This is a genomic window from Bradyrhizobium guangzhouense (assembly GCF_004114955.1).
Taxonomy (GTDB): domain Bacteria; phylum Pseudomonadota; class Alphaproteobacteria; order Rhizobiales; family Xanthobacteraceae; genus Bradyrhizobium; species Bradyrhizobium guangzhouense.
The window spans coordinates 1120396-1140442 of sequence record NZ_CP030053.1 but is presented as its reverse complement, the minus strand read 5'-3'; the positions used below and the strand labels follow the sequence as shown (position 1 = coordinate 1140442).

At 64.6% G+C, this 20047-nt stretch carries 19 protein-coding genes; 8 read left to right on the top strand and 11 right to left on the bottom strand.

What is annotated here, in order from left to right; translation table 11 throughout:
* Positions 1 to 37: 37 nt before the first annotated feature.
* From XH91_RS05600 to XH91_RS05585, 4 genes are all read left to right on the top strand, one after another.
* A complete protein-coding gene (locus tag XH91_RS05600) occupies positions 38 to 1513 on the top strand; it encodes a D-alanyl-D-alanine carboxypeptidase family protein (RefSeq protein ID WP_128949651.1) in 1476 nt (491 codons plus the stop codon).
* A gap of 187 nt (positions 1514 to 1700) precedes the next feature.
* On the top strand, positions 1701 to 3386 hold the full coding sequence (locus XH91_RS05595) for a long-chain fatty acid--CoA ligase (RefSeq protein WP_128949650.1): 1686 nt from the start codon (positions 1701 to 1703) through the stop codon (positions 3384 to 3386).
* Positions 3387 to 3401: 15 nt separating this feature from the next.
* Positions 3402 to 3956, top strand: coding sequence for a DUF924 family protein (locus tag XH91_RS05590; RefSeq protein WP_128949649.1), 555 nt, complete (start codon positions 3402 to 3404; stop codon positions 3954 to 3956).
* A gap of 108 nt (positions 3957 to 4064) precedes the next feature.
* On the top strand, positions 4065 to 4550 hold the full coding sequence (locus XH91_RS05585; protein WP_128949648.1) for a peroxiredoxin: 486 nt from the start codon (positions 4065 to 4067) through the stop codon (positions 4548 to 4550).
* 677 nt (positions 4551 to 5227) lie between these two features.
* On the opposite strand, the gene rnhA is transcribed toward XH91_RS05585, so the two are convergent.
* Genes rnhA through ispH form a run of 3 tightly spaced genes read right to left on the bottom strand, consistent with a single transcriptional unit; the run spans position 5228 to position 7647 of the window.
* Positions 5228 to 5692: a ribonuclease HI gene (rnhA, locus tag XH91_RS05575; protein ID WP_128949646.1), complete on the bottom strand. Its 465-nt coding sequence runs from the start codon at positions 5690 to 5692 to the stop codon at positions 5228 to 5230.
* Complete coding sequence (locus tag XH91_RS05570) at positions 5689 to 6672, bottom strand: homoserine kinase (RefSeq protein ID WP_128949645.1); 984 nt, start codon at positions 6670 to 6672, stop codon at positions 5689 to 5691. Before XH91_RS05570 ends, rnhA begins: the two co-directional genes overlap by 4 nt.
* Before the next feature lie 6 nt (positions 6673 to 6678).
* Positions 6679 to 7647 (bottom strand): 4-hydroxy-3-methylbut-2-enyl diphosphate reductase, encoded by a 969-nt coding sequence (gene ispH / locus XH91_RS05565; protein ID WP_128949644.1) that lies wholly within the window; start codon positions 7645 to 7647, stop codon positions 6679 to 6681.
* A gap of 266 nt (positions 7648 to 7913) precedes the next feature.
* On the opposite strand from ispH, the gene XH91_RS05560 reads away from it, so the two are divergent.
* On the top strand, positions 7914 to 8609 hold the full coding sequence (locus XH91_RS05560) for a DUF1013 domain-containing protein (protein ID WP_128949643.1): 696 nt from the start codon (positions 7914 to 7916) through the stop codon (positions 8607 to 8609).
* 255 nt (positions 8610 to 8864) lie between these two features.
* On the opposite strand, the gene XH91_RS05555 is transcribed toward XH91_RS05560, so the two are convergent.
* The 4 genes from XH91_RS05555 to XH91_RS05540 form a co-directional block, all read right to left on the bottom strand.
* A complete protein-coding gene (locus XH91_RS05555; RefSeq protein WP_128949642.1) occupies positions 8865 to 9134 on the bottom strand; it encodes a hypothetical protein in 270 nt (89 codons plus the stop codon).
* A 172-nt stretch (positions 9135 to 9306) separates the two neighbouring features.
* On the bottom strand, positions 9307 to 11217 hold the full coding sequence (locus tag XH91_RS05550; RefSeq protein ID WP_128949641.1) for a propionyl-CoA synthetase: 1911 nt from the start codon (positions 11215 to 11217) through the stop codon (positions 9307 to 9309).
* A gap of 185 nt (positions 11218 to 11402) precedes the next feature.
* Entirely contained in the window at positions 11403 to 12776 is a 1374-nt protein-coding gene (locus tag XH91_RS05545; RefSeq protein WP_128949640.1) for a tetratricopeptide repeat protein, read from the bottom strand.
* A gap of 127 nt (positions 12777 to 12903) precedes the next feature.
* Complete coding sequence (locus XH91_RS05540) at positions 12904 to 13668, bottom strand: hypothetical protein (RefSeq protein WP_164933629.1); 765 nt, start codon at positions 13666 to 13668, stop codon at positions 12904 to 12906.
* 104 nt (positions 13669 to 13772) lie between these two features.
* Between XH91_RS05540 and XH91_RS05535 the strand changes: the two genes are divergently transcribed.
* Positions 13773 to 15317 carry a cation:proton antiporter gene (locus XH91_RS05535; protein WP_128949638.1) on the top strand — a complete coding sequence of 515 codons (1545 nt, stop codon included), beginning with the start codon at positions 13773 to 13775 and terminating at the stop codon, positions 15315 to 15317.
* A gap of 218 nt (positions 15318 to 15535) precedes the next feature.
* On the opposite strand, the gene XH91_RS05530 is transcribed toward XH91_RS05535, so the two are convergent.
* Positions 15536 to 16342 (bottom strand): SDR family NAD(P)-dependent oxidoreductase, encoded by an 807-nt coding sequence (locus tag XH91_RS05530; RefSeq protein WP_128949637.1) that lies wholly within the window; start codon positions 16340 to 16342, stop codon positions 15536 to 15538.
* A gap of 81 nt (positions 16343 to 16423) precedes the next feature.
* A complete protein-coding gene (locus XH91_RS05525; RefSeq protein ID WP_128949636.1) occupies positions 16424 to 16903 on the bottom strand; it encodes a hypothetical protein in 480 nt (159 codons plus the stop codon).
* A 193-nt stretch (positions 16904 to 17096) separates the two neighbouring features.
* Between XH91_RS05525 and XH91_RS05520 the strand changes: the two genes are divergently transcribed.
* A complete protein-coding gene (locus XH91_RS05520) occupies positions 17097 to 17399 on the top strand; it encodes a hypothetical protein (protein ID WP_128954738.1) in 303 nt (100 codons plus the stop codon).
* 165 nt (positions 17400 to 17564) lie between these two features.
* Here XH91_RS05520 and XH91_RS05515 read toward each other — a convergent pair whose 3' ends face one another.
* Complete coding sequence (locus tag XH91_RS05515; protein WP_128949635.1) at positions 17565 to 18779, bottom strand: hypothetical protein; 1215 nt, start codon at positions 18777 to 18779, stop codon at positions 17565 to 17567.
* A gap of 53 nt (positions 18780 to 18832) precedes the next feature.
* Entirely contained in the window at positions 18833 to 19462 is a 630-nt protein-coding gene (locus XH91_RS05510) for an NUDIX hydrolase (protein ID WP_128949634.1), read from the bottom strand.
* 69 nt (positions 19463 to 19531) lie between these two features.
* Here XH91_RS05510 and XH91_RS05505 point away from each other — a divergent pair, with 69 nt between their 5' ends.
* Positions 19532 to 19957, top strand: a complete 426-nt coding sequence (locus XH91_RS05505; protein ID WP_164933631.1) for a PaaI family thioesterase — start codon at positions 19532 to 19534, stop codon at positions 19955 to 19957.
* Positions 19958 to 20047 lie beyond the last annotated feature (90 nt).

Genomic DNA, 20047 nt, shown 5'->3' with positions numbered 1-20047 from the left:
GTGGAACCAGCGGATCTCCAAGGACCGGAATCGGATAGTGCACGCCTTTCGCCCGCTGCTTCGCAAATCCCTGTTCAACCTGTTCGCCGCGACGATTGCCATCGGTGCGATCGTCTTGCCCCGTGCCGTCAATGCCGAAGCGCTGCTGCTGATCGAAGCCGATACCGGCAAGGTGCTGCAGGCCGACAACGCCACCATCCCCTGGTACCCGGCCTCTGTTACCAAGATCATGACCGCTTATGTGACGCTGAAGGCGGTGAAGGACGGCAAGATCACGCTCGACACGCTGCTGACGGTGTCACCGACGGCCGCCTCGCAGTCACCCTCGAAGATGGGCCTGCGTCCGGGGACACAGCTCACCGTCGACAACGCCCTGAAGATGATGATGGTCAAGTCGGCGAACGACATGGCCGTGGTGCTGGCCGAAGGCGTCGGCGGCTCGATCGACGGCTTCGCGGCGATGATGAACGACACCGCGAAGAAGCTCGGCATGACGCAGACAAACTACGTCAATCCGAACGGCCTGCCCGCGGACGGACACGTCACCTCGGCGCGCGACCTCGGCATTCTCGCCCGCTCGTTCCTGCGCGACCTGCCCGAATACGAATATTTCGTGCATATCCCCGCGATCCGTTTCGGCAAGCGGATCACGCCGAACTTCAACAAGCTGATCGGCCGCTATCCCGGCGCCGACGGCTTCAAGACCGGCTTCATCTGCGCGTCCGGCTACAATCTCGTTGCGTCGGCCACGCGCAACGGCCGCCGCCTGATCGCGGTGGTGCTCGGCGCCAGCTCCGGCACCGCGCGCGCGGTGAAGGCCGCGCAGCTGCTCGAGCGCGGCTTCAGCCAGGACAATCTGTCGTGGCTGCGCCCCTCGCTCGGCACCGTTGAAAACCTCGTGCCGGTCGACGCCTCGCCGCCGAACCTGCGCGACGAGATGTGCGGCGGTCATCGCAAGCATCCGGCCAGCGACGACGACGATGCGTTGATCGCGACCAATGGCAGCGGATCGACTTCCCTGACCGGTGGCGAAGCCAAGGTCACCTTCTTCACCGCCGGCCTCCAACCGCCGCTGATGAAGGCCTCCGAGCTGATGGCCTCGGCCCCGGAGCCTGTGGAGCCCGTGGTGGTCTATACCGGCCCGACGCGCACGGGCGCGGCCCTGGTCGCGGCGGTCGCAGCCGACAGCGACCAGCAGGCCACACCGAAGGGGCGTGGCAAGAAGTCTCGCGTTGCCAAGAAGCTCGACGCCGGCAGCGCGGCCAAGACAGCAGCCGCCAAGACCGATGCCAAGACCGACGCCAAGGCGAAAGGTGACGCAAAGAGTGATACGAAGAGCGCGGCAAAGCCGGCCGCGAGCAGGCATGCCGCGGCCAAGCCGACTGACAACAAGTCCGCTGACAACAAGCCTGCTGCGAACAAGCCGGCGGCGAGCGGCGATCAGGCGAGCAGGCCAGCAAAGCCCAAGGCCGCGACAAAGCCTGCGCCGAAGCCCGCGCCCAACAACAGCTAGGTTAATGCTTGCGGCCGCCGGCCGCACTTCGCACCTGCGGCAACGACTTGCGACGATTCCAGTAGCCACTCCCCGGCCTTTGCCCTAAGCCTCGACCGCTTGCCAGCCGTTCCGGCAGGCTCGATACTGCAGGCAATGAGGCAGCCCGGGACACAACGGGCTCTGGTGTTGAGAGAGGGGAGTTTCCATGGAGCGCATCTGGCTCAAGCAATATCCGCCCGGCGTGCCCGCTGATATCGAGCCGACGCAATACGCATCGCTGGTCGATCTGCTGGAGGAGAGCTTTGCGAAGTTCGCCGACCGCAAGGCGTTCATTTGCATGGACAAGGCGATCACCTATCGCGACCTCGACCAGATGTCACTGGCGCTCGCTGCCTATTTGCAGGGCCGCGGCCTGCAGCGCGGCGCCCGCGTCGCGATCATGATGCCGAACGTGCTGCAATATCCGGTCGCCACCGCCGCAGTGCTGCGCGCCGGCTTTGCCGTGGTCAACGTCAACCCGCTCTACACCCCGCGCGAGCTCGAGCATCAGCTCAAGGATTCCGGCGCCGAGGCCGTCATCGTGCTGGAGAACTTTGCCCACACCGTCCAGCAGGTGATCAACAAGACGCCGGTCAAGCACGTCATCGTCGCCAGCATGGGCGATCTGCTCGGCTTCAAGGGCGTGATCGTCAATCTCGTCGTGCGCCGCGTCAAGAAGATGGTGCCGGCCTTCGCGCTGCCGGGCTCGGTGTCGTTCAACGACGCGCTCGCGGCCGGCCGCGGCCAGACCTTCAACAAGCCAAAGCTCTCGCCCGGCGACGTCGCCTTCCTGCAATATACCGGCGGCACCACCGGCGTCTCCAAGGGCGCCACGCTGCTCCACCGCAACATCGTCGCCAACGTGCTGCAGAACGACGCATGGCTGCAGCCGGCGCTCAATGCGCCGCCGCATGTCGAGCAGTTGATGATCGTCTGCGCCCTGCCGCTCTATCACATCTTCGCGCTGACGGCCTGCTACTTGCTCGCGGTGCGCGCCGGCGGCTGCAATCTCCTGATCCCGAACCCGCGCGACATCGCGGGCTTCATCAAGGAGCTGGCCAAGTATCAGGTCAACAGCTTCCCGGCCGTCAACACGCTCTACAACGGCCTGATGCACCATCCTGACTTCAAGAAGCTCGACTTCTCCAAGCTGAAGATCTCCAACGGCGGCGGCATGGCGGTGCAGCGCCCGGTGGCCGAGCAGTGGAAGGCCGTGACCGGCTGCTTCATCGCCGAGGGCTACGGCCTGTCGGAGACCTCGCCGACGCTGACCTGCAACCCCGCGAACACGACCGAATTCTCCGGCTCGATCGGCATCCCCGTGCCCTCGACCTGGATCTCGATCCGCGACGACGACGGCAATGAGCTGCCGCTCGGCCAGGCCGGCGAGATCTGCGCCAAGGGCCCGCAGGTGATGTCGGGCTACTGGAACAGGCCGGAGGAGACCGCCAAGGTAATGACCGCCGACGGCTATTTCCGCACTGGCGACATCGGCGTGATGGACGAGAAGGGCTTCACCAAGATCGTGGACCGCAAGAAGGACATGATCCTGGTCTCCGGCTTCAACGTCTATCCGAACGAGATCGAGGAAGTGATCGCAAGCCATCCGGGCGTACTGGAATGCGCGGTGATCGGCATCCCCGATGCCAAATCGGGCGAGGCGGTGAAGGCCTTTGTGGTGAAGAAGGATCCTAACCTCACGGCCGAGGACGTGATCAAGTTCTGTCACGAGCAGCTCACCGGCTACAAGGTGCCCAAGCACATCGAATTCCGCACCGACCTGCCCAAGACCAATGTCGGCAAAATCCTGCGCCGCGAGTTGCGTGACGAGAAGAAAGCTCAGGCGGCGTAAGGCCGCCGCTGCTCCATGACTGACGTCCGCGACATCACGCCATCAGGCATTCTCGCCTTCTGGCGCGAGGCCGGCCGCGAGCGCTGGTACAAGCGCAACGATGCATTCGACGCGGAGATCCGGCGCCGCTATCTCAGCCTGTGGGAGCAGGCCGCCGCCGGCCGGCTGGCCTCCTGGGAAGTCAGCGATGACGGCGCACTGGCGCTGGTCATCGTGCTCGACCAGTTTCCCCGCAACATGTTCCGCGGCACGCCGCAGGCCTTTTCCAGCGACGCGCTGGCGCTCGATATTGCCCGCCGCACCATCGATCGAGGCGCCGGCGACAGGGTCGATCCTGCCCTGCTCGAATTCCTCTATATGCCGCTGATGCATTCAGAGCATCTTCCCGACCAGGAGCATTGCATCGCGCTGTTTCGCGACACCGACAACACGGACGCCCAGGAATCGGCTGCCGAGCACGCCGAGATCATCCGCCGGTTCGGCCGCTTCCCTCACCGCAACAATGTCCTCGGACGCGAGACCACGGCGGACGAACAGGCGTTCCTCGACGGCGGCGGCTTTTCGGGCTGATGACATAACGGTGAAGGGCCGCCGGCCCGTCGGCTTCTTCCGCCGGCAATATTGTGCAGTCCGGCCGCACGGTCTAAAAAGCGGGACCGATTTTCAGGGAGACTGACGATGGCGATCCAAGTTGGCGACAAGCTGCCCGAGACGAAATTCCGCGTGATGACGGCGGAAGGCCCGCAGGTGAAGACCACCGACGATATCTTCAAGGGCAAGAAGGTGGCGCTGTTCGCGGTGCCCGGCGCCTACACCGGCACCTGCCACAAGATGCATCTGCCGAGCATCTTCCTCAACGCCTACGCCATGAAGGACAAGGGCGTCGACACCATCGCGATCGTCTCGGTCAACGACGCTTTCGTCATGAACGCCTGGAAGCGCGACACCGACCAACGCGACGAGGCGATCTTCCTCGCCGACGGCAATGCCGACTTCGCCAAGGCGATCGGCATGGAGCTGGATGCCTCCGGCAACGGCCTCGGCATCCGCTCCAAGCGCTATTCGATGCTGGTCGAGGACGGCGTGGTCAAGAAGCTCAACCTCGAGGCAATGCCTGGCAAGGTCGAGGTCTCGGGCGGCGATACGCTGCTGGGGCAGCTGTAAGCTGGGGCCACGCTCTCAGCCACACAAGACACTGTCATGCCCCGCGAAGGCGGGGCATCCAGTATTCCAGAGACGTAGAGACAAATCACAGCTGCTGCGGCGTACTGGATCGCCCGGTCGAGCCGGGCGATGACACCTTTGGTGCGGTCGAGCCTTGTGATCGAGAAGCGGTGAGAGCCGCGAAATTCGCGCGTCATTCTCGCTGTCATGCTCCGCGAAAGCGGAGCATCCAGTACGCCGCGGCCCCTCGGTTCAATCACAGCTGTCGCGGCGTACTGGATCGCCCGGTCGAGCCGGGCGATGACACCTTTGGTGCGGTCGAGCCTGGTGATCGAGAAGCGGTGAGACCCGCGACGTTCGCGCGTCATTCTCGCTGTCATGCTCCGCGAAGGCGGGGCATCCAGTACGCCGCGGCCCCTCGGTTCAATCGCAGCTGTCTCGGCGTACTGGATCGCCCGGTCAAGCCGGGCGATGACACCTTTGGTGCGGTAGAGCCTTGTGATCGAGAAGCGGTGAGACCCGCGACGTTCGCGCGTCATTCTCGCTGTCATGCTCCGCGAAAGCGGGGCATCCAGTACGCCGCGGCCCCTCGGTTCAATCGCAGCTGTCTCGGCGTACTGGATCGCCCGGTCAAGGCCGGGCGATGATGGCGGAGAGTCCGGCTTCGACGGCGCGCCCTACTCTCCCAACCGCTGCTGCAACCGCGACTTCACGATGCCGTCGCGCGCCAATTGATCGGCGCGTTCGTTCTCGGGATGGCCGGCATGGCCCTTGACCCAGTGCCAGCGCACCTCGTGCGCCTTCAACGCCGCATCGAGGCGCTGCCATAGCTCGACGTTCTTCACCGGCTTCTTGTCGGCGGTGCGCCAGCCGTTGCGCTTCCAGCCGTGAATCCAGGCCGTGATGCCCTGACGGACATACTGGCTGTCGGTGTAGAGATCGACGGTGCACGGCTTCTTCAGCGCTTCCAGCGCCGAGATCGCCGCCATCAATTCCATCTGGTTGTTGGTGGTGTGGCGCTCGCCGCCGTTCAGCTCTTTTTCCTTGTCGCCGAACTTCAGGATTGCGCCCCACCCGCCGGGCCCGGGATTGCCCGAGCACGCGCCGTCGGTGAAGATCGTGACGTTGGGAAGCTCACTCACGCGACCAGTCCTGACGGCATCAGCCCGTAATCCCGCGCGCTGGAAACGCTTTGGTGGAAGCGCAGCTTGCGGGCATATTCGAGGGGGTCCTTCGGCTTGACGAGCGCGCCCGGGGGCACGTTGAGCCAGTCGACCAGCCGCGTCAGCAGGAAGCGGATCGCGGCACCGCGCGCGAGCAGCGGCAATGCAGCCTCTTCCGCCTCCGAAAGCTTTCGCACCCGGCCATAGGCATTCAGGAAGGCGCGCGCCTTGGTGACGTTGAAGGAATGATCCGGCTCGAAGCACCAGGCGTTCAGGCAGATCGCGACATCATAGGCCAGCATGTCGTTGCAGGCGAAGGTGAAGTCGATGATACCCGACAGCTTGTCGCCGAGGAAGAAGACGTTGTCGTTGAAGAGATCGGCGTGGATCACGCCCTCGGGCAGATTGGTCGGCCAGACGCCGCCGGAGAGATAGTCGAGCTCGGCGGACAGAAACGCGCGCAGGCCCGGCTGCACCTCGTCGGCGCGATCCGCCGCGGCGTCGAACAGCGGCCGCCAGCCCGCGACCGACAATGCGTTGGCGCGCTTGATCGCAAAGTTCGCGCCGGCCAGATGCATCCTCGCCAACCCCTCGCCGACGCCGGCGCAGTGCACGGCGTTCGGCTTGCGCGGCCAGATGCCCTCGAGAAAGGTGATGATCGCGGCGGGCCGTCCCTGCAGCTCGTGCAGCGCCTCGCCGTCTTTCGCCTTCACCGGCAGCGGACAGGTCACGCCATGCTCGGCCAGATGCGTCATCAGCGCGAGAAAGAACGGCAGATCGTTCTTCGCCACGCGCTTTTCATAGAGCGTGAGGATGAACGAGCCTTGGCTGGTATGCAGCAGGAAGTTGGTGTTCTCGACGCCCTCGGCGATGCCCTTGTAGGAGAGCAATTCGCCGAGATCGTACTGCTTCAGGAAATCCGCAAGCTCGTCGGCGGCAACGTCGGTGTAGACCGCCATGCAAGACTACTCGGCGGCAGCTTCGGGGCGCACCTGACGCGGCAGCGGGAAGAACTCGTTCTCTTCCGCGGCCGAGACCGTCTCCACATGCAGCGTGTAGCGCTCGGCGAACGCGTCCATGATCTCCTCGACGATCACTTCAGGCGCGGACGCGCCTGCGGTGATGCCGAGGCTTCCGATGTTGCCGAACCTGGTCCAGTCGATGTCGGCGGCGCGCTGCGCCAGCACGGCGATCTTGCAGCCCTCGCGCTCGGCGACCTCGCGCAGGCGCTGCGAGTTCGACGAATTGGGAGCACCGACGACAATGAGCGCGTCGACCACCGGCGCCACCTTCTTCACCGCGAGCTGGCGGTTGGTGGTGGCGTAGCAAATGTCTTCCTTGTGCGGACCGTTGATGTTCGGGAAGCGCTCCTTGAGCAGCGCCACGATCTCCGCGGTGTCGTCGATCGACAGCGTGGTCTGGGTCACGAAGGCCAGGTTGTTCGGGTCCTTCGGATTGATGGTCTTGGCGTCCTCGGCGGTCTCGATCAGGGTGACCGCGCCGACCGGCAGCTGGCCGAGCGTGCCGACCACTTCGGGGTGATGAGAGTGGCCGATCAGGAAGATCTCGCGGCCGCGCTTGAAGTGGATCGCCGCCTCGCGGTGGACCTTGGTCACCAGCGGGCAGGTCGCATCCAGCGAGAACAGATTGCGGGACTGGGCGTCGGCGGGAACCGACTTCGGCACGCCATGGGCCGAGAACACCACCGGAGCGGTCGTATTCTCCGGGATCTCCGCCAGCTCCTCGACGAAGATGGCGCCCTTCTTTTTCAACCCGTCGACGACGTATTTGTTGTGCACAATCTCATGGCGAACATAGACGGGGGCGCCATACTTATCGAGCGCCCGTTCCACGGTGTCGATCGCCCGGACCACCCCAGCACAGAAGCCACGGGGAGAACAAAGCACGATCTTGAGGTCTGGTTTGGCTGACATTGAGCGATCTCGGGACCGAATCACCCATTCGCCTTCTGGCGAGGGACGGTCGATGGATGGAAAAGGGCCTAAAACGGTCGGCTTCGACGTTAGTGCGACTTGAGAGGGAATTGGGCCCCCTTTCGAGCGCTGTCAAGGCACTATCTATAGCAGAACCATTGCGTGGCTACCCCCTCCGGGCTTATATAGCGCGAATTCCCTGTCATCGCTGATGACCACCGGTTTCGCCTCCTGAGGGGGTGGGCGAAGCACAAAGGAGATTTGCCATGAGCAACGCACCTCTGATGCCCAAGGCGACCGCCGTCTGGCTGCTCGACAACACCGCGCTGACCTTCGACCAGGTCGCCGACTTCACCAAGATGCATCCCCTTGAGGTGCGCGCGATCGCCGACGGCGACGCCGCCCAGGGCATCAAGGGCATGGACCCGATCTCCAACGGCCAGCTGACCCGCGAGGAGATCGAGAAGGGCGAGAAGAACCAGGACTACCGGCTCCGCCTTCAGGAGAGCAAGGTCGTGCTGCCGCCCCAGCCCAAGCGCAAGGGCCCGCGCTACACGCCGGTGTCGCGCCGACACGAGCGTCCCAGCGCCATCCTCTGGCTGCTGCGCAGCCATCCCGAGCTCAAGGACGCCCAGGTGATGCGCTTGGTCGGCACCACCAAGAGCACGATCGCCAGCGTGCGCGACCGCACCCACTGGAACACCTCGCAGCTGACCCCGATCGATCCGGTCACCCTTGGCCTTTGCTCGCAGATCGAGCTCGATTTCGAAGTGGCACGCGCGGCCAAGGAAAAGCCGATCGACGCCAACTACGGCGGCGCCACCCTGCTGCCGGCGTCCGAGACCACCAAGAAGGACGAGTACGAGCCGTCGGAGAAATCCAGCGACGACCTCAACGTCGACGCCGTGTTCGCCAAGCTCAAGACCCTCGGCGGCAAGAAACACGAGGAAGAGGAGGAGTAGGACTCGCCTCTCCGTATCGTCATCGAAACGCAAAACGCGGCGGGACAACCCGCCGCGTTTTTGTTTGATTTTTCCGGAGTCGTCCTGGCGAAAGCCAGGACCCATGACCCCATGGAGCAATTTGACGCAGACTCATCATCCGGTACTCAGCCCACCCGCAATCGATAGATCACGCGGTATGGGTCCTGGCTTTCGCCAGGACGACGCTGGAGAGATACCGTGCCTCCATCACCACATCGCGGACGACGCGGAGAGTTACGGCCGGTCCGGATGGTTCAACATGTATTCGCCGAGATCGCGCTGGCGACGATCGGAACGGGCGAGCGCCGCACTGCGCTGGACGTCGCGGTCCTTGCGGCAGGCCACATATTCCGGCGAGCCGACCGCGAGGCCGCGGCCCTGGCACACCGCATCGTCGTCGTCACCGCCCATTGCTGTCGGCGTCTGGTAACGCCCAGCGCAGGCGGAGAGAGCGACGGCGAGGCCCACGGCAATGAGCAGCCGCGGCGCGGTGGCGAATGACATAGGCGGTCCCCTGTTGGGCGGTCCCCTGTTGGCCGGCCCTGTTTAGCGCGGAATGAGGAGATTGTAAGGTCCTGGACGCCCTTCCACGCGTGCTGTCATTCTCCGCGAAAGCGGGTGATGACAGTTGAAATCGGAGGCACGGCGCCGCCTCTCGCTCGCGTGACGCTTCGCGTCACACCCGCCCCTTCAATGCCGCTCCGATCTCGTCCAGCACCTTGGGGTCCTCGATCGTCGCCGGCATGGTCCAGGCCTCGCCGTCGGCGATCTTCTTGATGGTGCCACGCAAAATCTTGCCCGAGCGCGTCTTGGGCAGGCGACCGACGGTGATGGCGAGCTTGAAGGCGGCGACCGGGCCGAGCTTGTCGCGCACCAGCGCGATAATCTCCTTCTCGATCTCGCCAGGAGAGCGCTTCACGCCGGCCTTCAGCACCAGGAAGCCGCAGGGCACCTCGCCCTTGATCGCATCCTTGACGCCGAGCACGGCGCATTCGGCGACATCGGGATGCGAAGCCAGGATCTCCTCCATGCCGCCGGTGGAAAGGCGGTGGCCGGCAACATTGATGATGTCGTCGGTGCGTCCCATGACGAAGACGTAACCGTCCTCATCCTTGTAGCCGGCATCCGAGGTTTTGTAATAGCCGGGGAATTCGGTGAGATAGGCTTCCCTGAAGCGTTCATCCTGATTCCACAGCGTCGGCAGGCAGCCGGGCGGCATCGGCAGCTTGATCACGATCGAGCCCATGGTGTTCGCGGGCACCGGTTTCGCCGCCTCATCCACCACATCGACCTGGTACCCCGGCATCGGCACCGTCGGCGAACCGTGCTTCACCGGCAATTGGCCGAGGCCGACCGGATTGCCGGCGATGCACCAGCCGGTCTCGGTCTGCCACCAATGGTCGATGACAGGCACCTTGAGCTGCTGCTCAGCCCATTCCACCGTCGGCGGATCGGCGCGCTCGCCGGCGAGGAACAGCGTGCGGAATTTCGACAGATCATATTGCCGGATGAACTTGCCGTCCGGATCCTCTTTGCGGATGGCACGGAACGCGGTCGGTGCGGTGAACAGCGCCACGGCCTTGTGCTCGCTGATGACGCGCCAGAACGCGCCGGCATCGGGCGTGCCGACCGGCTTGCCCTCATACATGATCGAGGTCGCGCCGTGCAGCAGCGGGCCGTAGACGATGTAACTGTGGCCGACCACCCAGCCGATGTCGGAGCCGCACCACCAGACCTCGCCCGGCTTGACGCCATAGAGGTTGAACATCGACCATTTCACGGCGACGAGATGCCCGCCATTGTCGCGCACGACGCCCTTGGGAATGCCTGTCGTGCCCGAGGTGTAGAGGATGTAGAGCGGATCGGTTGCGGCAACCGGCACACAAGGCGCCTTCTTGCCGTCGTTCATCGCCTTGCGGCGCAGGCTCGCCCAATCATAGTCGCGCTTCGGCGTGAGGTCGCAGGTCAACTGCGGACGCTGCAGCACGATGCAGGCCTTCGGCTTCGCGGACGCCAGCTTGATCGCCTCGTCGAGCAGCGGCTTGTACTGCACGATTCGGCCGGGCTCGATGCCGCAGCTTGCCGAGAGAATGAGCTTTGGCTGCGCATCGTCGATGCGGGTCGCGAGCTCCTTGGCGGCAAAGCCGCCGAACACCACGGAGTGCACGGCGCCGATGCGCGCGCAGGCGAGCATCGCGACCACGGCCTCCGGCACCATCGGCATATAGAGGATGACGCGGTCGCCCTTGGCGACGCCAAAATCCTGCATGATCGCGCCGAGCACCTGCACCTCGGCCAGCAGCTCGGCGTAAGTGAATTTGGTGACCGTGTCGGTCAGCGGCGAATCATGGATCAGCGCGACCTGATCGGCACGGCCGCGTTCGACATGGCGGTCGAGCGCGTTGTAGCAGGTGTTGACGATACCGCCGGTAAACCAGCGGCCGTAGACGCCCTGCGAGGCATCAAAGATGTTTTTCGGCGGCTCGATCCAGTCGATCTCCTTCGCCGCCTCGGCCCAAAAGCTGACAGGGTCGGCCAGCGAGCGCGCATGGACCTCGTGATAGAGACTTTTTCCCTGGACATTCATTCCCGGCGCTCCCGTTCCGTTTATTGGCCTCGTCTTGACCTGACGCCAGGACGTCAGTCCCGCCATGACAGGGATCAAGTGCCGACCTTGTTTGGAGGGTATTTTCCCGGGAACGGGCCGCGGTTCAAGCTGAAAAGGGAGGTGTATGACCTCCCTCTCCTCGTTCTTACGGCGGAGACGCGAACTTAGCCCTGCATCGCGTTCAGCCGCTGCAACCGGTCCTGCATGACCTTCTTCAGATCGTAGCCGGGGCGGCGGAAGCTGGCGTCGCGGGTGGCGAGGAACTCGTGCTGGGATTTGCGTAAGCCGGCAGCCGCGCGCCGGTTCATCGATTTCAGCACGCGCTCATAGGCCTCGGCGAGCTGGCGGTCGAGCGCGCCCAATTGCGGATCGACGCAGATCACCTTCTCCACCTCGCGCTTGGCATAGCTGCAATCGAACGACGGGCCGTTGCCGGAATTCGCGGCCAGCGGGCTCGGCGCCTCGGCGCCGAATCTGGCGATCTCCGCCATCATGGTGCGGCGGCCGTCTGCGGCGTTGGTGTTGCCGGGATCGAGCCGCAGCGCGGTCTCGTAATCGGCCAGCGCCTTCTTGCGCTCGCCCATCTTGGAATAGAGCACGGCGCGGTTGTTGTAGGTCTTCGCGAAATCGGGATCGAGCTTCAGCGCGGCCTCGTAATCGCTGAGCGCCGCACCGAACTCGCCCTTGTACTGATGGGAATCGCCGCGGTTGGTGAAGAAGTTCGCCCGCGGCGCCAGCCGCAGCGCCTGATCGTAGTCGGCGATCGCCTTGTCGTAGTCTTTCATCGCGGCATAGGTGAGCCCGCGATTGTCGTAATACTCAGGCACTTTCGGATCGATCCTGATCGCCTCGTTGTCGTCGGCGACCGACTTGTCGAGCTGGCCGAGCTTCTGGTAGGCCGCACTGCGATTGGTGTAGCTGCGCGCCCGGTTGGGATCGAGCCGCAGCGCCTCGCTGAGGTCGGCGACAGCTTTGTCGTTGTCGCCATTGAGATAATAGGTCGCGCCGCGGTCGGACCAGGCTTGCGCATAATCCGGCTTCAGCTCGATGGCCTGGTCGTAATCGGCGATCGCGCGGTCGTAACGGTGCTGGTTGGTGTAGGCGACGCCGCGCTGCTCATGGGCTTCGGCATCTTTCGGATCGAGCTCGATCGCCTTGCTGAGATCGGACGTGGCACGGTTGAGATCACCGCCTGCCTCCCGCAACAGATTGCCGCGCAGCCGCCAGGCGCTCGCGTTCTTGCCGTCGAGCGCGATGGCGCGGTCGATGTCCCGCAGCGCCTGCGTGAGGCCGCCCGAAGTCCGCGCATTGGCGTCGGCCCGCACCAGCAGCGCCGCGATGCGGTCGGAATTCGGATTCGAGGTCTGGTCGATGATGGCGCTGCACGCGGAGAGGATGTCGGCTGGAGGGGCCTTGCTGCCCATCACGCAATCGGCGGCCGATGCCGGAGCGGCCATGGCGAGGCTGATCGCAGCCCCGAGAAGGAAGGTCCGCAGGGAGGTTCTGGACAATTGCGCGGAAGAACGCGAGCCGCACATGGCAATAACTCCGTGACACCAGGTTTTCCCGTTGTCGCGGCGGGGAGAGAATGGGTTCAAAATGAGGCTGTTAGGAACGCGCCGGCGCCCGCGCTCCCTCGCTCCGCGCGGGGAGAGGCGAACAACCTCAATACCCGTCCACCCCGTTCAGCTTCTGCAGCCGGTCCTGCATCGCCTTCTTCAGATCGTATCCCGGCCGGCCAAAGGCGGCGTTGCGCCGGGCGATGAAGTCGTCCTGCGCGCGCCGGAGTTGCTTCGCCTCGCCGTCGCTGCGCGCCTCGCGCAGCACACGGGCATTGGCGGCATAAACCTCGCGGTCGAGATCGGCGAGCTCGCGATTGGCACAAATCGCCTTCTCGACCGGGCGACGCGCGCCGGCGCAATTGAAGCTCGGCTTGCCGGCGACGGCCATCTGCGCGCCGATCCGCTCGAGCTCGCGCGCCATGGCCTTGTGGTTGGCCTTGGCCTTTTCGTGGTTCGGATCGATCCGCAGCGCTGCGCCGAAATCCTGCACCGCCTTGGGCTTGTCGTCCTTCTTCAGCCAGAGCTCGCCACGCGCGTTGAAGACGTCGGCGAGCGTCGGATCGAGCAGCAGGGCGCGGCTGTCGTCGGCGATGGCGCGGTCGATCTGGTCATGCCGCGCAAGAAGCGCGCCGCGCGCGACCAGCGCCTTGACCAAATCCGGCTTTGCCGTCTTCTCGTTGTCGATGACGTCGGCGCAGGCCGGGCCTGCCTTATCCATGTCATCAGCAGCGGCAGCACTGAGGCACGCCGCGACGTCCACTTGCGCGACATTGGCCGGCTCGCCGCCGGTTGCGGCATGGACCGCACCGGGCAAGACCGCTGAAAGCACGAGGGTTGCCGACATCCGGATGAGTTTGTGAAAACGCATGCTCATTGCAATTGGAAAGTCTTGCCTTGAGGCCGCATGATCCATCATACGGCCGGATTGGTGCTAGCTTGTGGCGCCGCTCACATCGGTTTTAAGGGATCGTCGTGTCGACATTCGAATGGATCATCGCGCTTCTGCTCGGCGCCGTTGCCTTATCGGCGCTGGCGCGGCGGATCAAGGTCCCCTACCCGACCTTTCTCGCCATCGGCGGCGCGCTGATCGCCTTCGTGCCTGACAGCCCATCCTGGACGCTCGACCCGGGCCTGGCATTGGCCCTTTTTGTCGCACCGGTGCTGCTGGATGCGGCCTTCGATACGTCGCTGCGCGACCTGCGCAACAATTGGGTTCCGGTCTCGACCCTTGTCGTGGCCGCAGTCGGCCTGACCACGGCTGGCGTCGCCTATGTCGCGCACCGGCTATTTCCCGACATGCCCTGGGCCGCCGCCGTGGCGCTCGGCGCCATCGTGGCGCCGCCGGATGCCGCAGCCGCGGTCGCGATCCTGAGCCAGGTGAAGCTGCCCTATCGCATGGTCAAGGTTCTCGAGGGCGAGAGCCTGCTGAACGACGCGAGCGCGCTCTTGATTTATCGCATCGCTGTCGGCGCTGTCGTCATGGAGCACCTGAAATGGAGCGAGGTCGCGCCGACGATCGCGCTCGGGCTGGTCGGCAGCGTGCTGGCCGGCCTTGCCGCGGGGCGCATCATCCCGCCGATCATGGAGCGGGTGAGAGAGGTGCCGAGCGCGATCATCGTGCAGTTCGCCACCACCTTCCTGATCTGGATCGGAGCCGAGCACCTCGGTCTCTCTGGCATCCTGACCATCGTGGTCTATGCCATCACCATCGCGCAGTCGGCGCCGGCGCGCATACCGGCGCGGCTGCGGGTGCCGTCCTACGCGGTGTGGGAGACGACGGTGTTCGTCCTCAACGTGCTCGCCTTCATGCTGATCGGCATGCAGATGCGGCCGATCTGGACGAAGCTGGATACAGACGTGCGCTGGGAATATTGCGTGGCCGCGGCCTGGATCCTGGCGACGGTCATCCTGGTCCGGCTGTTCTGGATCACGTTCTATCGCACCACGTTGCGCCTGTTGATCGCGCACGGGATCTATCACCCCAAGGATCCGAAGCAGGTCGCTTCGCCCAAGGGCGGCCTCATCATCGCCTGGTGCGGCATGCGCGGCCTCGTCACGCTCGCCACCGCCTTCGCACTGCCGGAAAACTTCCCCTATCGCGACTTCATCGTCTTCATCGCCTTCGCGGTGGTGCTGGGCTCGCTGGTGATCCAGGGCCTGACGCTGCGGCCGCTGATCCTGGCTTTCGGCCTCAGGGACGACGACCCCGTCGGCATCGAAGTGGCCCGCGCCCGCGCCATCGCCTATCGCGCGGCGCTCGATGAGATCGAGGACGATCCATCGGAAGAGGCTGAAATCCTCAGGCTCGAATACCGGGCCATTCTGATGCAGGCCGATGACGATCCGCATGGCGGCATCCCCAACGGCGAGCTGCCGGCCGATCCCCTGCGCCGCCGCGCCATCGAGGCCGCGCGCAAGTCGATTTTCGATCTGCGTTCCAGCGAAGTGATCGGCGACGATGCGTTTCACCGGCTGGAGGAAGAGCTGGATCGTGCGGAGCTGAGCGCCGGGGGATGAGGCGCGATCGCGCGGCAAACTCTACTGTCGTCCCGGACAACCGCAGCTCTTGGCAACGCGTAGCGTTGTCCAGGGCGGAGCGCCGATCCGGGACCCATACGCCCCAGCAATAGTTTTGCGAAGGCTCGGAGTTACCGGCTGAGCGTCAAACCGCTGCCCGTGGTTATGGGTCCCGGGCTCGCGCTATGCGCGCTCCGGGACGACGGCGGAGGTTGAGGCTAAGCCCCCGCCTTGCAGGTGATCCCGCCGTCGACCACGAGCTCGATGCCCGTCACATATTTCGACTCGTCGGACGCCAGGAACAGCGCGGCGTTGGCAACGTCGAACGCGTCGCCCATGTGGCCCATCGGCACCTGGGCATCGCGGGCGCGCCACATCGCCTCGACATCGCCCTTGGCGTAGCTGTCGGCGAGCCCGGCGGAATGCTCCACCATCGGCGTCTTCATCAGGCCGGGCAGGATCGCGTTGACACGGACATGATGCTTCGCGAACTCGATCGCGGTGGTGCGCGTCATCTGGTTCATCGCGGCCTTCGAGGTGCCGTAGGTGACATAGGAGATGCCCATGTGGCGGATCGAGGCGATCGAGGAGATGTTGATGATCGAACCGCCGCCCTGCTTCGCCATGACGGGAATGACGTGCTTCATGGCGAAATAGGCGCTCTTGAGATTGACGCTGAAGACGCGGTCCCAGCTCTCCTCGGTCACCTCGACCACGCTGCCCATCTCGGCAATGCCGACATTGTTGTCGAGCACGTCGATGCGGCCATAGGCCTTCAGGCATGCGGCAACCATCGCCTCGATCTCGGCAGGCCGCGAGACATCGGCCGTGAAGGCGGTCGCCTTGCCGCCCTCGCCGGTGATGATCTTGGCGGTCTCCGCGGCGGCCGCACCGTTGCGATCGACGCAAAACACCTGCGCGCCCTCGCGCGCAAAGGTCACCGCGGTCGCCTTGCCGTTGCCCCAGCCGGGCCCGATCGAGCCGGCGCCCACCACCATCGCAACCTTGCCCTTGAGCCGGTCCATCGCGCGTTCTCCCGGATTGTTATTCTTGTAGCGCGCCTTGCCGTGACCGGCAGGCCGTCGGTGGCAACCCGTCAATGGCAATCACTGGAACGTCATGTCCAGGCACTTGGAGATGTCGGAGCCGAGGCCCGAGGAGATGGTGATGCAGCCGCGGACCTTCTGCGCGGTCATGTCGGCCGCCCAGATCGAGTAACCGCCGGGGCCGAAGAACGAGTTGGTGTTCGGCGGCTCGGTCTCGGTCGCGTCGAAATCATAGTGACCGTCGGTCTCGAAGATGCGCGGCCTCTTGGTGCAGCCGCCGTCGGTCTGGACGTTGATGACCTCCTTGTTGTCGCGGGTCAGCGCCAGCGAGACCTGGCAGCGGAAATATTCCGAGGTCCTGGTGTTGAAGAGATAGGTGTAGGACTTGCAGGTCGCGGTGTTGAGCTTGCCCGGGGCAAGGCCACGGCTGCACGAAATCCGCTGGTTGTGACTGAGCTGGAAGTCATCGGCCCGGGCCGCCGGCGCAAGCGCCGTCAGCGAGATCAAGGCAATCCAGCAAAATTTCATGACGTGACGCATTCGAATCATCCCCACCAATATCTTTGTCGTGTTGCGTTCTAGACCGAAAGCGGAACATAGTCGCGAGGGGACGAAGGGAAAATCACAAACTGCTGGTCAAGACGTGATGCGCTGCGACGTCGTCGCGGATTGACCCGGAGGCATCGTTCGTGATTTGTTCAAATGGGCACCCCGACAATGGGGAGGATGGATGATGGCATTTTCAATCAAGACATTTGCAATCGCAGCCGTGCTGGGCGCGTTCGCCGCCCCCGCTCTCGCGCAAACCGCGGCAACGCCGTGGGAGCTCAAGCCGGACACCGGCTATGCCTATGACAAGGAAGGCAAGACCTTCTCCTACAAGATGGGCACCAGCAATGCCGGCGAGCTGTTGAAGGGCGCCAAGAAAGTGCCGAAGGGCACGCTGTTCTTCATCGGCCAGAACGGCCAGCTCTACATGCGCAGCGGGCAATATCTGGAAGGCGACGGCCGGTTCAAGTTCGGGCCGGATCAGTAGGGGCTGAAGTGGCGGGCGACGGCGTCGCCTCACTCTCGGTGTCATCACCCGCGAAAAGCGGGTGATCCAGTATTCCAGAGACGTTCGTAATAGAGCCGAGAAGCCGCGGCGTACTGGATGCCCCGCTCAAGCCGGGGCATGACAGAATGCGGCAGGCCCGGTGGCTCAAAACACCGACGCCAGCTCCCTTGCCCCGGGTTTGCTGCTGTTGGAGTCCATCCGATCGTCCGTGACCGCGAGCAGCTTCGCCACCGTGTTGTGGCGGATCGCGACCGGGTTGCGCTCGTAGCCGCTGCGCTGGAAGAAGTTCGAGGTCGGCACCTGCTCGCGCATCGCCTGCGGCATCGTCACCATGTCGAGGCCGGTGCCGTCGCCGGTGAGATTCATCATCTCGAGCTCGGCGGCGGTGAGCGGACGGGTGTAGCCCTTGGCGCGGGCGAACAGCACCGAGGTCAACAGCTTGTGGGTTTGCAGCATCGGCCCGATGTCGACGTCCAGCACCATGGCATGCATGGCCCAACCCTGCGCGCTGTCGCCGATCTTCTCATGCTCCGACCAGGTGTCCGGCACCGACTTCGCATGCGCCACCATCTTCTTGAGAACGGTGAGCTTGTGCTCGAGCGCCTGGCGCGCCGGCCCCGAGCTGCGCGCCACCTTGTCCGACAGCGCACGGATCAACTCGTGGCCCTGCTCGGCCAGGAGCTCGACGCTGTTGGTGGTGAGCAGCTGGTTGTAGCCCATCGCGGTCGAGATCGCGCGCTTGCCGCCGTGCTCGATGCCGGCCTGCACGTCGTAATTGCCGGTGCCGCCGGTCTCGAACGAGTAGACCCGCACCGCCTGCTCCCGCGTCAGCCCCGAGGCGAGCGCGTAGCGCGCATAGGCGCGCTTGAACTCGACCTCGCTCGTCGGCCGCTGCGGCGTGAATTGATAGAGATCCTGCGCGGCGCGCAGCAGATCGGAGGCGACCGGGAGCGGCTTGCGCGGCGGACGCTGCGGCGTTTCCTCCGGCTCCGGATTCACCGGGCGCTTCGGACCGGTATAGACAGGCGGCTGCTCCAGAACGTAATCGTCAAGCGTGATCTGCTGCCCGCTGCGCCGCTTGGCGTTACGCCCCTTTCGCTTCTCCGAGACCTGGCTCCAATAGGCACTGGCCTCCTGGTCAAAAGCGCCCCTGATTGCCTGATACTCGGCGAGCTTGCGGCGATATTCGAGCACGGCCGGCGAGGCGCCGCCTTGCCCGAAAAACTGCGACAGCAACTGGGCATTGGCATTTCGAACGGTCGATGGCAGGGCGTCGGCCCCACCGCCGTGCGCGGCGGGGACGAGCAGGACGAGCGCGAGTGGAACCAGCGCCAGATGTGTTCGAATCGGATGATGCATGCTGCCCTCTTAGCAGGCATCCGGTAACCGTCACGTTAACGCGCCGTTTACCATCATTTCCAGGCGAATACAGGCTGTTCCAGGTCGGTGACGCGGGTCTGCCGCCCCGCCAGCACCTCGCGGAACTGGTAGATCAGCGCCGCCGTCGGCGCGTGGATCAGGCTCATCTGGTGATGGAAACGAATCACGCGGCGGCTGCTTTCGGGGATCGCGGTGAAGTCGAAGGCGTCGTCGCGCTCGATCGTGTCGAGCGCGATGCGGTGAACGGAGGCGACCTCATCCGGGTTCGGTACGATCGCGGCGCTCTCGGCAGCCCAAACCACGACGGGCGTGATCAGATAGCCGGAGCGCGTCGGGTGATCGTCGAGCAGGCCGAGCACGGCATCGGGTGACAGCTCGAGTGCAAGCTCTTCGTCGAGCTCGCGCAGCGCCGCCTCGACCGGGGTCTCGCCGGCATCGCAGCGTCCACCCGGCAGCGCCCATTGACCGCGGTGCGAGCGCAAACTCGATGCGCGCCTCGTCAGCAGGAACGCGGTGTCGTCGCCGTCACTGGATGCGGTCAACGCCAGCACCACCGCAGCGCGCTTCAGCGCTAGCGGCTCGGCCGCATCGGGCAGCCGCGCGAAGGACGCGCAGGCTTCTGCGATATTCCGTCTGGTGGCATCGCTGAAAGCTCTCATGATGCTTGACTACACCAGGACCGCGCTCGATGAAACGAGGCGAGATCAAGCGTTACAGGGATGGACAGAGCGATGACGAGCAAGGCCGCAGCAAAGCTCAAATCAGACGGTTGGACCATCCTGGAGACCACGGGCTTCATGCACCTCGTCGGCCCCCTGTGGGAGCGCAAGGTCGACGGCCGATATGAGTTCGCGCTCGCCACCGAAGACAAACACCACAACCGCCGCGGCATGGTCCAGGGCGGCGTGATGATGACCTTCGCGGACCGCACCTGCGGCATGACCGCCCGTTACGTCTCCGGCAAGGAATACATGGCAACGGTTCAGCTCGACACCCATTTCGTCGAAGCCGGCCAGATCGGCGACATCCTGATCTCCCGCCCCCGCGTGGTGCGCTCGACCCGCAGCCTGATCTTCATGAGCACCGAGGTGACCGTGGATGACCGCTGCGTGGTGATGGCCAATGGCGTGTTCAAGATATTGAAGGGGCCGGGGTAGGCCGGCGGTGGGGCTGTCTCCGCTGTTTCCGCGTCATTGCGAGCAAAGCGAAGCAATCCAGAGTCTTTTCGCGGATGCAGTTCTGGATTG